The 13,230-nt window shown below is 65.0% G+C and carries 12 protein-coding genes; 4 read left to right on the top strand and 8 right to left on the bottom strand.

The features are described from left to right. The first annotated feature begins 26 nt into the window (after nucleotides 1-26). Both purS and purQ read left to right on the top strand, forming a co-directional pair. Nucleotides 27-263: a phosphoribosylformylglycinamidine synthase subunit PurS gene (purS, locus tag Q9K01_RS05150; protein WP_305929110.1), complete on the top strand. Its 237-nt coding sequence runs from the start codon at nucleotides 27-29 to the stop codon at nucleotides 261-263. Continuing rightward, entirely contained in the window at nucleotides 260-937 is a 678-nt protein-coding gene (gene purQ / locus Q9K01_RS05145) for a phosphoribosylformylglycinamidine synthase subunit PurQ (RefSeq protein ID WP_305929109.1), read from the top strand. Before purS ends, purQ begins: the two co-directional genes overlap by 4 nt. 43 nt (nucleotides 938-980) lie before the next feature. Here the strand turns inward: purQ and Q9K01_RS05140 are convergent, their stop codons facing one another. From Q9K01_RS05140 to Q9K01_RS05130, 3 genes are all read right to left on the bottom strand, one after another. Continuing rightward, nucleotides 981-3,293, bottom strand: coding sequence for a putative bifunctional diguanylate cyclase/phosphodiesterase (locus tag Q9K01_RS05140; RefSeq protein WP_305929191.1), 2,313 nt, complete (start codon nucleotides 3,291-3,293; stop codon nucleotides 981-983). 138 nt (nucleotides 3,294-3,431) lie between these two features. After that, the gene (glmS, locus tag Q9K01_RS05135; RefSeq protein WP_305929108.1) at nucleotides 3,432-5,255 is read right to left on the bottom strand and encodes a glutamine--fructose-6-phosphate transaminase (isomerizing); all 1,824 of its coding nucleotides are present in this window, start codon (nucleotides 5,253-5,255) and stop codon (nucleotides 3,432-3,434) included. A gap of 68 nt (nucleotides 5,256-5,323) precedes the next feature. Next, on the bottom strand, nucleotides 5,324-6,211 hold the full coding sequence (locus Q9K01_RS05130; protein WP_305929107.1) for a DMT family transporter: 888 nt from the start codon (nucleotides 6,209-6,211) through the stop codon (nucleotides 5,324-5,326). 219 nt (nucleotides 6,212-6,430) lie between these two features. Between Q9K01_RS05130 and Q9K01_RS05125 the strand changes: the two genes are divergently transcribed. Beyond that, a complete protein-coding gene (locus Q9K01_RS05125; protein ID WP_305929106.1) occupies nucleotides 6,431-7,960 on the top strand; it encodes a TadA family conjugal transfer-associated ATPase in 1,530 nt (509 codons plus the stop codon). Between the two features lie 17 nt (nucleotides 7,961-7,977). Here Q9K01_RS05125 and Q9K01_RS05120 read toward each other — a convergent pair whose 3' ends face one another. Beyond that, entirely contained in the window at nucleotides 7,978-8,208 is a 231-nt protein-coding gene (locus Q9K01_RS05120; RefSeq protein WP_305929105.1) for a hypothetical protein, read from the bottom strand. Nucleotides 8,209-8,340: 132 nt separating this feature from the next. Between Q9K01_RS05120 and Q9K01_RS05115 the strand changes: the two genes are divergently transcribed. After that, entirely contained in the window at nucleotides 8,341-8,469 is a 129-nt protein-coding gene (locus Q9K01_RS05115) for an entericidin A/B family lipoprotein (RefSeq protein ID WP_305929104.1), read from the top strand. Between the two features lie 420 nt (nucleotides 8,470-8,889). Here Q9K01_RS05115 and Q9K01_RS05110 read toward each other — a convergent pair whose 3' ends face one another. From Q9K01_RS05110 to Q9K01_RS05095, 4 genes are all read right to left on the bottom strand, one after another. Further along, nucleotides 8,890-9,819, bottom strand: coding sequence for a hypothetical protein (locus Q9K01_RS05110; protein ID WP_305929103.1), 930 nt, complete (start codon nucleotides 9,817-9,819; stop codon nucleotides 8,890-8,892). Between the two features lie 411 nt (nucleotides 9,820-10,230). Then, the gene (locus tag Q9K01_RS05105) at nucleotides 10,231-10,836 is read right to left on the bottom strand and encodes a hypothetical protein (RefSeq protein WP_305929102.1); all 606 of its coding nucleotides are present in this window, start codon (nucleotides 10,834-10,836) and stop codon (nucleotides 10,231-10,233) included. 219 nt (nucleotides 10,837-11,055) lie between these two features. After that, the gene (locus tag Q9K01_RS05100; protein ID WP_305929101.1) at nucleotides 11,056-11,664 is read right to left on the bottom strand and encodes a DUF938 domain-containing protein; all 609 of its coding nucleotides are present in this window, start codon (nucleotides 11,662-11,664) and stop codon (nucleotides 11,056-11,058) included. An 8-nt stretch (nucleotides 11,665-11,672) separates the two neighbouring features. Beyond that, a complete protein-coding gene (locus tag Q9K01_RS05095) occupies nucleotides 11,673-13,226 on the bottom strand; it encodes a long-chain-fatty-acid--CoA ligase (protein ID WP_305929100.1) in 1,554 nt (517 codons plus the stop codon). Nucleotides 13,227-13,230 lie beyond the last annotated feature (4 nt).

Raw genomic sequence — 13,230 nt, 5'->3', positions numbered from 1 at the left:
GTCGCCATTCGAAAGGTTCGCCGCCCATGAACATCCGCATCCATGTCAGCCTCAAGCCCGGCGTGCTCGATCCGCAGGGCCGCGCGGTGCATCATGCGCTCGACGGGCTGGGCTTCGCCGGGGTCGAGGATGTCCGGATCGGGCGGCTGATCGAGCTCACCGTGGCGGACTCCACCAGCGATGCCGATCTGGAAGCGATGTGCGAGAAGCTGCTCGCCAACACGGTGATCGAGAATTACCGCATCGAGAAGGTCGGCCAATGAGCCTGCGCGCCGCGGTCGTCACCTTTCCCGGTTCCAATTGCGACCGCGACATGGCGGTGGCGCTGGAATCGGTGTCGGGCGAACAGCCTATCCGCGTGTGGCACGGCGACAGCGCGCTGCCCGACCGGCTCGACTTCATCGCTCTGCCCGGCGGCTTCTCCTATGGCGATTACCTGCGGTCGGGTGCGATGGCGGCGAACAGCCCGATCATGCGCGAAGTCGCCGCGGCGGCGCAGCGCGGCGTGCCCGTGCTCGGCGTCTGCAACGGTTTCCAGGTGCTGACTGAGGCGGGCCTGCTCCCCGGCGCGCTGATGCGCAACGCCAGCCAGCATTTCATCTGCCGCACCGTCGATCTCACGGTCGAGAACACCGACTCGCTGTTCACGCGCGGCTTCGAGCCGGGCCAGCGCCTTCGCATCCCGGTGGCGCATCACGACGGCAATTACTTCGCCGACGAGGAAATGCTCGACCGGCTCGAGGGCGAAGGCCGGGTGGCGTTTCGCTATGTCGAGAACTGCAACGGCTCGCGCCGGGACATCGCGGGGATTCTCAACGAGACCGGCACCGTGCTGGGAATGATGCCGCACCCCGAGCGCGCGGTCGATGCCGCGCATGGCGGGACCGATGGCCGCCTGCTGTTCGAGAATGCGATCAAGGGGCTGGTGCACGCCTGAGGCTGCACTCCGGCGCCAGTTCGGAAGCCAACCCGGGGCCGGATCAGGCCAGCCGCCGCGCCTCTTCGCGCTCGAACACCTGCCGCGCTTCGGCGGCGAGCATCGGGCGCCCGAAATGGTAGCCCTGGATCTTGTTGCAGCCCATCGAGCGGATCATCTCGGCTTCCTCGGCGGTCTCCACCCCTTCCGCCGTGGTCGTCATCCCCAGGCTGCGCGCCATCGCCACGACCGCATTGATGATAGCCAGGCTTTCCGCGCTCGCCTGCGAGGCGCCCTGAACGAAGGTCTGATCGACCTTGATGGTCGAGAAGCGCAGCTTGCGCAGATAGCCGAGCGAGGAATAGCCGGTGCCGAAATCGTCCAGCGCGACCGAGCAGCCCAGCGCCATCACCTGTTCCAGCGCGCGGCGAGCCACATTGGCGTCGCGCAGGAAGATGCTCTCGGTCACCTCGATCTCGAGCCGTTCGGCCGCCAGACCGCTGTGCGACAGCGCATGGACCACGCTGGTCGCGAAATCCGGTTCGGTCAGCTGCTCGGGCGAGACGTTGACGTTGATGCCGATATGTCCGGGCCATTGCGCGGCTTCGCAACAGGCCTGCTGCATCACCCATTTGCCGATCGGGACGATCAGCCTTGTATCCTCGGCCAGCGGGATGAACTTGCCCGGGCTGACCGGACCGTGGACATCGCTGTTCCAGCGCACCAGCGCCTCGAAACTGACGACCTCCTCGGTGTTGGCATCGACCACCGGCTGGTAGTTGAGCGACAATTCCTCGTTCTTGAGCGCGTTGCGCAGCGAGAATTCGAGCTGGCGCCGTTCCTCGGCCGAAGCGTGCAGCGAGGGTTCGTACTCGCGGAATTCGCCGCCGCCCGAATCCTTGGCGCGATAGAGCGACAGATCCGCGTTGCGCATCAGTTCCTCGACCGAGCGACCGTCGCGCGGCCCGAATGCCGCGCCGACACTGGCACCGACATAGAGTACGTGCTGATCGACCTGATAGGGTTCGGACAGATGCTCGATGATCGATTTGGCCACGGCCTCGACCTTCGAGCGATCGGCGGCGTCGCGGATCACCACGCCGAATTCGTCGCCGCCCAGGCGGCCGCAGATCTCGTTCTCGGTCATCAGGCTCTTGAGCCGTCCGGCGACCTGCCCCAGCAGCCGGTCGCCGGTGAGGTGACCGAGCGAATCGTTCACCGCCTTGAAGCGGTCGAGGTCGATCATCAGGAAGGCGCAGCGGGTGCGCCATTTGGCGGCATAGCCGATCGCCTCGCCCAGCGATTCATTGAGCATCAGCCGGTTGGGCAAAGCGGTGAGCGTGTCGAAGCGCGCCAGATAGGCGATCTTCTCGGAGGATTCTCGCTGCGTGGTGACATCCGAACCGACCCCGCGGAAACCGGCATAGCCACCCGCCTCGTTGAAGATCGAGGCGCCCGACAATTCCCACCAGCGGCGCTCGTCGTTGACCATGACCTCGACTACGAGATTGGAGAAATTCTCGCGCTTCTTGAGCTTTTCGGCGAATTCGTGGAGGCTTGAGGGGAAACGTCCGGTCTCCCAGGCGCTGCCCGAAATCAGTTCGAGAAAGCTGCGCCCCTCTATTTCGGACAGTTCCTGTCCCAGCGCTACCGCCAGCCGCGGCGAGACCGAGCGCAGGCGGCGACGCGGATCGAGCTCGAACAGCCAGTCGGCATCCGAATCCTCATATTCGCGCAGCAGCAGCGAGACGACTTCGCTCTTCTCGTTCATCCCCAATTGGGCGATCTTGGCCGACAGGGCCACGCGCGCGCCTTCGATGGTGCCGGAAGTGGCGAAGATGCCCGTTATGATCGCGATGATCCCCAGACCGGTTTGACCGATCAGAAGGAGACCGGTCGCATAGCCGAGCGAGGTCACTATACAAAACAGGACTGTTCCCGCCGGCGCCCCGTAGCGCGACACCGCCGAGACCAGCAGCATGATCGCGGCGAAGCCCCACGCGATGGCGTTGGTGCCCGGATCGGCCAGCGGCATGAACAGCAGGGCCGGCAGCGCCCAGACCACGCCCTTGAGACCCGAGTAAAAGGTATGCCGCAGAAACTCGTCGCGGGTGAATATCCGCTGATTGGCATCGCGCATCGTCAGGTCGAGACGGGCTCCGTCCGCGGTCACGATCAGCGCGACCGCAATCCAGCCGCCGATGATCCACGTTCCGACAACAGGCTGAAAAAGATAGAAAAATAACGCCATGCCGGCCAGATGTAGCGCGATCCGCATCGGCAGCCGCGCGGCGAGCAGCGCGTATTGCGAGCCCTGCAATTGCGACCAGTCGCCGCCAACGGGTTCCTTGAGCCCGAGAACGACGCCCGCGCACATCCCTTCGGCGAAATCGATCGGGGCGGATTTGCTGTTCTTCACGCCATCGCGGTTAAGACCAAAAGGTTATGCCGCGGTAAAGGATGGGCCGAAATCATGCCGTATTTCCATCGGCTACACTGCACGCGGCCCGAGCGCCTATTCCACGGTCACCGATTTGGCGAGGTTGCGCGGCTGGTCGACATCGGTGCCTTTGACGCAGGCGACGTGGTAGGCGAGCAATTGCACCGGGATCGCATAGACCAGCGGCGCGATCAGCGGGTGCACCTTGGGCATCTCGATGGTGGCGATGCAGCCTTCGCCCGCTTCTGCGAGCCCCTCGGCGTCGGAGATCAGCACCACCTGTCCGCCGCGCGCGCGCACTTCCTCCATATTCGAGACGGTCTTCTCGAACAGCGGACCCGAGGGTGCGAGTACAACCACCGGGACCTGATCGTCGATCAAGGCGATCGGGCCGTGCTTCATCTCGCCTGCGGCATAGCCCTCGGCGTGGATGTAGCTGATTTCCTTCAGTTTGAGCGCGCCTTCCAGCGCCAGCGGGTAATCGGGCCCCCGGCCCAGATAGAGCACGTCGCGCGCCGGGGCGATCAGATGCGCCATCGCCGCGATATCCTCGTCGTGGTCGAGCGCCGCATTGAGCGATGCGGGCGCCTCGAGCAGATGCGCGACCACTTCGGATTCTTCCTCGCGGTTCATCAGCCCCTTCTTGACCGCCATATGCGCGGCGAGCGCGGCGAGCACCGCGAGCTGGCAGGTGAAGGCCTTGGTCGAGGCGACCCCGATCTCGGGGCCGGCGTGGGTCGGCAGCAGCAGATCGGCCTCGCGCGCCATGCTGCTGGTGGGCACGTTGACCACCACCGCGATGGTCTGGCCCGCTTCCTTGCAGTGGCGCAGCGCGGCGAGCGTGTCGGCGGTCTCGCCGCTCTGGCTGATGAACAGCGCCAAGCCGCCGTCTTCGAGCACCGGCTCGCGATAGCGGAACTCGCTCGCGACATCGATATCGACGGGTACGCGGGCGAATTGCTCGAACCAGTATTTCGCCACTAGCCCGGCATAGTAGGACGTCCCGCAGGCGACGATGGTCACCCGGCGGATGGTCGAGATATCGAAATCGAACTGCGGCAGCGCGACCGAATTGTCGGCCTGGCGCAGGTAGGAGCCCAGCGTCTGCGCGACCACGGTCGGCTGCTCGAAGATCTCCTTCTGCATGAAGTGGCGGTAATTGCCCTTCTCGACCGCAGCGGCCGAAGCGCCCGAGGTGGTGATCTCGCGCTCGACCTGCTCGTTCTCGGCATCGAAGACCGTGGCGCTATCGCGGCGAACCACGACCCAGTCGCCTTCCTCGAGATAGGCGATTCGCTGCGTCAGCGGCGCCAACGCGAGCGCATCGGAGCCCAGGAACATCTCGTCCTCTCCGTAACCCAGCACCAGCGGCGAGCCGCGGCGCGCGCCGATCAGCATGTCGGGATGGCTGCGGAAGGCGATCGCCAGCGCGAAGGCGCCGCGCAGCCGGGGGAGGACGGTCTCGACCGCTTCCTCGGGGCTCGCGCCGCCCTCGACCTCGCGCGAGACCAGATGTGCGACCACTTCGGAATCGGTCTCGCTGGTGAAGCTTCGTCCCGCGGCGCGCAATTCCTCGCGCAATTCCTTGAAGTTTTCGATGATGCCGTTGTGGACCAGCGCGACATGCTCGGTGGCGTGAGGGTGGGCGTTGTCTTCGGTCGGCGCGCCATGGGTGGCCCAGCGCGTGTGAGCGATGCCGATCTCGCCGGGCGCCGGGCGGCGGCCGAGTTCCGCGACCAGATTGGCAAGCTTGCCCTGCGCGCGGCGGCGGACCAGATCCCCCTCGTGGATCGTGCATAGCCCCGCGCTGTCGTAGCCGCGATATTCCATCCGCCTGAGGCCATCGACGAGCCGGTCCGCGACCGACTCCCTGCCTACGATGCCGATAATGCCGCACATATCGATGTCCCGCCTTCAATCCCGAGAATGCCGTCGCCGCGCTCTAACGACTATCGCGCGCCTTGCAATTACTTCGCCCGCCTCGGCGTGCTCCACCACAGGAACAGCCCGGCCCCGATAACGATCGCTGCGCCCGCCAGCGTTGGCGTATCGGGCACATCGCCGAAGACGAGATAGCCCAGCGTCGTGGCGACGATGATCTGGACGTAGGTGGTCGGCGCGATGGTCGAGGCACCCGCGCGCATGGTGCCCAGATAGGCGATCCAGTGCGCCGCGCTGGCGGTGACGGCAACCAGAGCGCAGCGCGCCACCACGGTCCAGTCGGGCATCCCGATCTCGAGCGACGCGAGCGAGCTGCGATCGCCGATCAGTGCGGCGGCGATGAGAAAGGGCGTGGCCCACAGCGCGATGAAGGCCTGCATCGACAGCGCGCTGCCCTGACCCGCGCTCGAGCGATTGGCCACCACCATCAGCGCGAAGAAAAAGGCCGAAGCGAGCGGCAGCAACGCCACGATGCCCAGTTCGGCCAGGTTCGGACGCAGGATCAACGCCACTCCGCCCAGCGCCACCAGCGATACCAGCCACACCACCGGGCGCACCTTTTCGCCGAGCAGCGGACCGCTGAACAGCGCCACGAAGATCGGCGAGACGAAGGCGATCGCCATCGCATCGGCCAGCGGCATCACGAAGATCGCCGAGAAGAAGCACAGCGTCGCCCCCGCCAGGCAGGCGCCGCGCGCAACCTGCAGCCAGGGCTTGCGTGGGCGGAAGGCGGCGGCCCCCTCGGTGAAGAACAGCAGCGCCGAGAGCGCCGCCGCCCCGATCGTAAACCGCAGCGCAGCCACGGCCAGCGGCGACCATTGTCCGGCCATCGTCTTGATGATCGCGTCGCCCACCGACAGCAGCGCGAAGCCGCTCAATGCCAACAGCAATCCGCTGCGTTCGTCCTGCTGCATGGTGGCGATTGATCCTGTCGAATGGGGAGGAGAAGGACAACGGGCCGGAACGCCCTCCCGCGTGCCGGACGATGCCACCCGTCGAGGCTGGCGCATGACCGCGAAATTAGGAAAAAATCAAGCTTTCCAACTTATTCACCAAGCCGATCAAGGAGCCATTCTCCACATCGGCGCAGGAACGGCTCGAGCTATGACGACTTACCGCGGGGGTTCAACTCAATGAGCGCATTCGGACGGAAGAATGGCCCGGGAGGGATGAATCCCGGCGCGCGTCCGCAGTTCGGCGTGGCCAAGCCCATGCGCGGCGCCCCCGCGCCCACGCAGTCGCCATCCGGACCCGAGGACACCGGCGAGCAATTTCCGCCGCTCCCCGATGAGGATGTCCTCTCGCCCGGTGGCGGCGGCAATCCGCAGTCCGATGCTGCGATGGCGCGACTTTCGGACCGGGCCAATGCGGTTCACGCGAGCGAGGCCGATATCGGCGGCTTCGAGGCCAGCGTCCACAAGATCAAGGAACAGGTGCTGCCGCGCCTGCTCGAGCGGGTCGATCCCGAAGCCGCGGCTACGCTGACGAAGGACGAATTGTCCGAGGAATTCCGCCCGATCATCCTCGAAGTGCTGGCCGAGCTCAAGGTCACGCTCAACCGCCGCGAACAATTCGCGCTGGAAAAGGTGCTGGTCGACGAGCTGCTCGGCTTCGGGCCGCTCGAGGAGCTGCTCAACGATCCGGACGTGTCGGACATCATGGTCAACGGCCCCGACCAGACCTATATCGAAAAGGGCGGCAAGCTGATGATGGCGCCGATCCGCTTCCGCGACGAACAGCATCTGTTCCAGATCGCCCAGCGGATCGTCAATCAGGTCGGCCGCCGCGTCGACCAGACCACTCCGCTCGCCGACGCCCGTCTCAAGGACGGCAGCCGCGTCAACGTCATCGTGCCGCCGCTGAGCCTGCGCGGCACCGCGCTTTCGATCCGTAAATTCTCCGAGAAGCCGATCACGCTCGACATGCTCAAGGGCTTCGGCTCGATGAGCGAGAAGATGTGCACCGCCCTCAAGATCGCGGGCGCCTGCCGGATGAACATCGTCATCTCGGGCGGTACCGGCTCGGGCAAGACGACGATGCTCAACGCGATGTCGAAGATGATCGATCCGGGCGAGCGCGTGCTGACGATCGAGGACGCCGCCGAACTCAGGCTGCAGCAGCCGCATTGGCTGCCGCTCGAAACCCGCCCTCCCAACCTCGAAGGCCAAGGCGCGATCACGATCGGCGATCTGGTCAAGAACGCGCTGCGTATGCGTCCCGACCGGATCATCCTGGGCGAAATCCGCGGCGCGGAATGTTTCGACCTGCTCGCGGCGATGAACACCGGTCACGACGGTTCGATGTGCACGCTCCACGCCAACTCCCCGCGCGAGGCACTCGGGCGTATGGAAAACATGATCCTGATGGGCGACATCAAGATCCCCAAGGAAGCCATCAGCCGCCAGATTGCGGAAAGCGTCGATCTGATCGTTCAGGTCAAGCGCCTCCGGGATGGGTCGCGCCGCACCACCAATGTCACCGAGGTGATCGGGATGGAGGGCGACGTCATCGTGACGCAGGAACTGTTCAAGTTCGAATATCTCGACGAGGGCGAGGACGGCAAGATCATGGGCGAGTTCCGCTCCTCGGGCCTGCGTCCCTACACGCTCGAGAAGGCGCGTCAGTTCGGCTTCGACCAGGCCTATCTCGAGGCCTGCTTGTAGGGCGCCAACCCGTTAGCTCAGGCCTTCAGCATCGCGGGTACCGCCACCGCGAGCAGCCCCCCGCCGACGATCGCCAGCGTCAGGAATATCCCCGTCCATGGGACCCAGCCAACCCGGTTGAGCGCGGCGCGCCGCGTGCGCCGGCGTTCCATCAGCGAGGCGAGGCCGGCGAAGACGAGCATCGTCACGCCCGCGAAGGCGAGCAGTTCGGCATCGCTGGCGAACAGGATCGGGTCAGGGACTTTCATCGTCGCGCGATATGGGCCGCTGCAGGCCACTTGCATAGCGGTGGCCGGTGCGCCACCCGGGGGAACACGCAAGGACGCGGAGCGTTTTGTCCCCAAGACGCTTATTCGAAAACCCTTCCCAAGGACTGACCCATGGTTCGCAAGATCTTCCTCGCTCTCGGTCTCACCGCCCTGTACCTCTCCGCCACCGCTTGCAACACGATCAAGGGCCTCGGCCAGGACATCGAATCGGTCGGCGAAGCGGGCGACCGCGCGATCTGATTCAGGCACACGGCATTTTCCGTGCCCCGAGCGCCCGTCAGCTTCGTGCCGGCGGGCGTTTCGCTATGGGGGGCGGTCCGTGACGACTTCTGCTTTCAAAGCGCGTCTGCGGTGGCGGGAATGTCCGAGATGGGGTGGCTAGAGGACAGGCAGGTTCTGCGGTGGCTCGTTGGAATGCGGTCGCCGGCAGGAGAGTTCTGGGATGCTCGAACGACGCAGCGAGCTTGCGCCGATCTCGCGATGTGTTCTGCGAGCGGTGCGGCCAGTGGACGGCCAGTGAATCATGAACCGCCATGGTTGCAGGCCGTATTCCTCGAGCTTCCGACGACGAACTGTGGCTATCGCCGAAATGGTTCGCGTCGAATTCCTTGCGCCTGGCTCCAAACCTGCTCGATCTCTGCGCGCTCCGTAGGAGGCTGCCTACTGTCCATCGCTTGCATAGATTTGCGCAACCGCTCCGGCGAGACGGGTGGACGCGGCGTTGGGTGCAAGATCATAAAGGGCGCCCAGCCAAGCGCGATCAAAGAGGGTCATTCGCTCCGCACCGCGTCCGGCCACGAACGGGGCGAGGATGCTTCGTGGCTTGGCGATTTCGCGCTCGCCTGTGCCATTTGAGGCTTCTGGAACGGCGCGCATGCCGGGGGCCAGCAAACGCATTGTGGCGAAATCGGCCACCCGATCGAGGTCCATGCCGACAAGGTGCTCGAGATCGAGGATCACCACACCGTTGACAATGGCGCGGCTGTTGGTCGCGCCGACCCGCCTTGCTCGCCCAGGGCTGTTTACCCGCGTTTCGGCGCTTAATTCCGAGAACGGACCCGTAGCCGGCATGCCCGGGGCGGTCGTGCTGATTCTCAGCGCCTCTCCCTCAGCTCCGCGCGTTTCCTCATTGTGCCAGACGAGCGCCGTTTCACCCCTCGCCAGTGCCGCATCGATCCGTCTACGCTCGGCCGGCGAAATCAGCCGAGGCTGCTCCTTCTCGATCCGCACGACGAGCGACGCCGGATCATCGACCACGAGAACCAGAGCATTGGCACGGCACCCCTCGTCGGCAACCGGTACGCTCGCCGCGCGCGCGTTTGCTAGCAGGCGATCACGCACTTGCGCACTGGCGACGCGGCCAAGCCCGCTGACCGACAGACATAAAGGATCGTGGAATCGCAGCAGCGGCTCGTCGAAGCGCTGCTCGTCCGCCATATCTCTGACTGCATCTTGGATCGCGGCAGGCTCGAGCGGGCGTTCGCCGGTGACCACGATGTCGATCCCGTCAACCTCCTGGGCAAACGCGCCAACGGGAGCGAGCGCCGTCGAGATCAAAGCTGCGAGAAAAGCGGAGCTATGCTTCTTCATGCTAGGCTCGCGAGCATGCACCCACGCCTCCCGAATCATGCCTCATGCGACGCAATTCGCCAAGGTACCATTTTTGTCGTCGTGCGGTCCAGCCTCGTGCAGATGCCTTCGGTGTCTCGTCGGGCCGAATGCCGCATCGTCGGACGTGAGGCATTTTGCAACGACGGCTTTCAAGCGGAAGCGACGAGTTCGCCACAGACTGACGGCGGGTCGTTACGCGACAGGCAGCCTTTGGTGAAATTTTTCGATAGCAGCCTGACCGGTTTCACGCTCGTCGTGAGCCAGCAGGAGCGGCGCGAATTGGGTGGGAAACGGACTTCGCCGAGGCGAGGCCCAAAACCCATTTCGCTTCGCCAGACGGTTACTACGTCGCCAACCCGACAATGCTTTGCACAGAGGCATACGCGAACATCATCCCTCATCCAGCCTGCGTAGGTCGAGCAATCCATATCGGTAAGTTAGCGTCGATGGCGCTCGTTGTGCCGAGTTGAGAACTCGACCTTCGCGTCGCAGGCGGTGGTAGAGATAATGCCCACGCCATTCATCTGAGCCGCCGTTTTCGGCATCGACTCGATCAGCGCACGCCGGTTCAATGCTGATGTAGTCGGCAGACGAACCTTCGATAAACGACGGATCATTCGAAATGCTCTTTCCGAGGCAGTGCATATAGGAAATGATCGGCGCTGGCACCGATGCCTCAGCCGCTGCAAGCTCTGCCGCCTCAGCATCGATCAAGTCGAGAGCCCGGGCAAACTGACGTCCAAGACGGAGCCAACTCCCCCGGTGCCATTCGTCGAATGTAATCTCTGCCTCGCTCTCGATTGCCTTGCGAACTTCATCACAATCGGCTGCGCGGCTGGCTGATGGCTCGAACACGCAGGCCCCATATAGATAGGCATAGGGGATTCCAGGCTCGGTCAGCTTCAAATCACGAGCCAACGCCGAACCTGATGGCAAGCTCACGCCAAGCGTAAGCGCAAGCCCGGTTGCAATCACACGAGCGAGCTTGGGCGCCATGGTATTCTCCTGCCTTACTCGAACTGGTGAGACTTTCTGACATATACATTACCATGACCCAATGCCCAGACTAGCTCTGCTTGTTCATCCATGAAAAAGGCGGTGGCCTCATCGGTCGGCCAGTCTCACGCGATCAAACGTCCACTATTGGATCGTCGGCAGTCAGTCAGCTCTTTCGTGGAGGCTTCCAACTGCCGACCGGGTCATGCGGACGGTGCTCTATGAATTGTTCGCACCCCTTCTCCGGTAAACCAGCGTGAGATTGTTGGCTGGCATCGCGTAGCGGTAGCTGCGCTCGAACCCGAAATCGCGCGCGAGTCTGTCGACATCGGCGATGTCGCGCAGCCCCCAGGCTGGGTTCCGCTCGATCAGCGAACGGTCGAATGCCAGATTGGAGGGTGCCGTTGCCACCCCGTCTTCCCGGTAGGGTCCGTAGAGGATTATCGGCGCGTTTCCCGGAAGGATCTTCGCGCCGGCTCCGAACAGCCCCACAGTCGCCTTCCATTCGCTGATATGGACCATGTTGATGCACACCAGCGCATCCGCATGCGCAACCGGCGGGTTGCCCTTCGCAGCGTCGAATTCCACCGCCGGGAGCAGGTTCGCCAGCCCGGCTTCGGCGGCATAGGCGTCGATCGAGGCCAGCGCCTCTGTATCGAGGTCGCTCGGCTGCCAAAGCAGCTCGGGGAAGCGCCGCGCCATGAACACCGCGTGCTCGCCGGTGCCGCTCGCCGCTTCGAGGACCAGCCCCTTGGCCGGCAGTTCGCGCGCCAGCACCTCCGCGATCGGGCCGGCGTTGCGCTGAGTGGCGGGGGCGTGGCGTTTCACGGCTAAGCTCAATTGACCTGCCGCTCGCGCCCTTCCCAATAGGGAGCGCGCAGTTCGCGGCGCAGGATCTTGCCCGACTGGTTGCGCGGGAGCGCCGCGATCACCTTGATCGACTTGGGCACTTTGAACCCCGCCAGCCGCTCGCGCGTCCAGGCGATGATCGCCTCGGGATCGATCTCCTCGCCGGGCTTCGCCACCACGCAGGCCTTGACCGCCTCGCCCCAGTGATCGTCGGGCACCCCGATCACCGCCACCTCGGCGACCGCGGGGTGGCCGTAGATCGCGCTCTCGACCTGCGCGGGATAGACGTTCTCGCCGCCCGAGATGATCATGTCCTTGATCCGGTCCTGGATGAAGACATAGCCGTCCTCGTCCATATAGGCGGCGTCGCCGGTGTGCATCCAGCCGTCCTGCAGCGCCTCGCGCGTAGCCTGCGGCAGGTTCCAGTAGCCGAGCATGTTCGAGGGCGATTTGACCGCCAGTTCGCCCACTTGGCCGCGCGGCAGTTCGGCCCCGTCCTCGCCGACGATCTTGAGCTGCGTCCCCGGCACCGCATGCCCCGCCGAGCGCATCCGCTCATTGCCCGCCAGATCGTGATCGCCGGGCGGCAGCACCGCGACGGTGCCGGTGGTCTCGGTCATGCCGTAACACTGGACGAAGCCGGCATTGGGGATGGTGCGCACCGCCTCGCGCAGCAGGTCGAGCGGGATCGGCGCGGCGCCGTAGAAGACGTATTTGACCGCGGAGAAATCGGTCGTCTTGGCGCGCGGGTGCTGGACGACCATCTGCAGCGCGGCCGGGACGATGAACATCCGCGTCGCGCCCTGCTCGAAGGCCTCGAGCACGCCTTCCGGCGTAAACTCGCTCTGGACGATCGCCCGCGCGCCGCCGCCCATCGCCATGACGCCCAGCCCGGTGCCACCGATATGCGCACAGGGCATGGCGATCAGGATCGCCTCGTCCTCCTCCCACACCGCCCAGTCGAGCCCGGCGCGCTCGCCCGGCTGGCGCAGCGCGAACAGGTTGCGGTTCGAAAGCACCGCGCCCTTGGGGTTACCGGTGGTGCCGCTGGTGTAGAGCTGGAGCACCGCCTCGTCCGGGGCGACCGGGGTGAAGTCGGCCGGATCGGCGGCGTCGATCGCGGCGCGGACCCGGTCGCAGCCGAGCAGCTTGGGGGGATCGGCGAGTTCGGCGCAGGCCTTCTCCGCCGCTTCCCCAAGCCCCGCCCCGGTGAACAGCACCTTCGCGCCGGTGTCTGCGAGAATATAGGCCACCTCGGGCGCGGCGAGCCGCCAGCCGATCGGAACCATCACCGCGCCATAGCGCCCGGCGGCGTAGAACAGTTCGAAATAGAGTTTGGAGTTCTTCCCCAGCCAGGCGATCCGGTCCCCCGGCGAGACACCCAGCTGGCGGTAGAGGGCAACCACCTGCGCGGTGCGACGGTCGAGCTCGGCAAAGGTGGCCCGCTCGTCGCCCTCTTCCAGCGCGACCGCATCGGGTTTGATGGCGGCCCAATGGCGGATGTATTCGTCGAAACTCGACATGGTGGACGGATCGTCCATGGCA

Origin of the sequence: Qipengyuania benthica (assembly GCF_030717865.1) — a bacterium.
GTDB lineage: Bacteria > Pseudomonadota > Alphaproteobacteria > Sphingomonadales > Sphingomonadaceae > Qipengyuania > Qipengyuania benthica.
Note: the sequence above shows the minus strand (reverse complement) of the source record. Positions and strands in the feature narration are given on the sequence as shown.

Excerpts from the sequence above, each read along its gene's own strand:
- Q9K01_RS05095 (WP_305929100.1), bottom strand. The coding sequence starts at position 13,226 with ATGGACGATCCGTCCACCATGTCGAGTTTCGACGAATACATCCGCCAT.
- Q9K01_RS05105 (WP_305929102.1), bottom strand. The coding sequence starts at position 10,836 with ATGGCGCCCAAGCTCGCTCGTGTGATTGCAACCGGGCTTGCGCTTACG.
- purS (WP_305929110.1), top strand. The coding sequence starts at position 27 with ATGAACATCCGCATCCATGTCAGCCTCAAGCCCGGCGTGCTCGATCCG.
- Q9K01_RS05115 (WP_305929104.1), top strand. The coding sequence starts at position 8,341 with ATGGTTCGCAAGATCTTCCTCGCTCTCGGTCTCACCGCCCTGTACCTC.
- glmS (WP_305929108.1), bottom strand. The coding sequence starts at position 5,255 with ATGTGCGGCATTATCGGCATCGTAGGCAGGGAGTCGGTCGCGGACCGG.
- Q9K01_RS05140 (WP_305929191.1), bottom strand. The coding sequence starts at position 3,293 with ATGTGCGCGGGCGTCGTTCTCGGGCTCAAGGAACCCGTTGGCGGCGAC.
- Q9K01_RS05130 (WP_305929107.1), bottom strand. The coding sequence starts at position 6,211 with ATGCAGCAGGACGAACGCAGCGGATTGCTGTTGGCATTGAGCGGCTTC.
- Q9K01_RS05110 (WP_305929103.1), bottom strand. The coding sequence starts at position 9,819 with ATGAAGAAGCATAGCTCCGCTTTTCTCGCAGCTTTGATCTCGACGGCG.
- Q9K01_RS05120 (WP_305929105.1), bottom strand. The coding sequence starts at position 8,208 with ATGAAAGTCCCTGACCCGATCCTGTTCGCCAGCGATGCCGAACTGCTC.
- purQ (WP_305929109.1), top strand. The coding sequence starts at position 260 with ATGAGCCTGCGCGCCGCGGTCGTCACCTTTCCCGGTTCCAATTGCGAC.
- Q9K01_RS05125 (WP_305929106.1), top strand. The coding sequence starts at position 6,431 with ATGAGCGCATTCGGACGGAAGAATGGCCCGGGAGGGATGAATCCCGGC.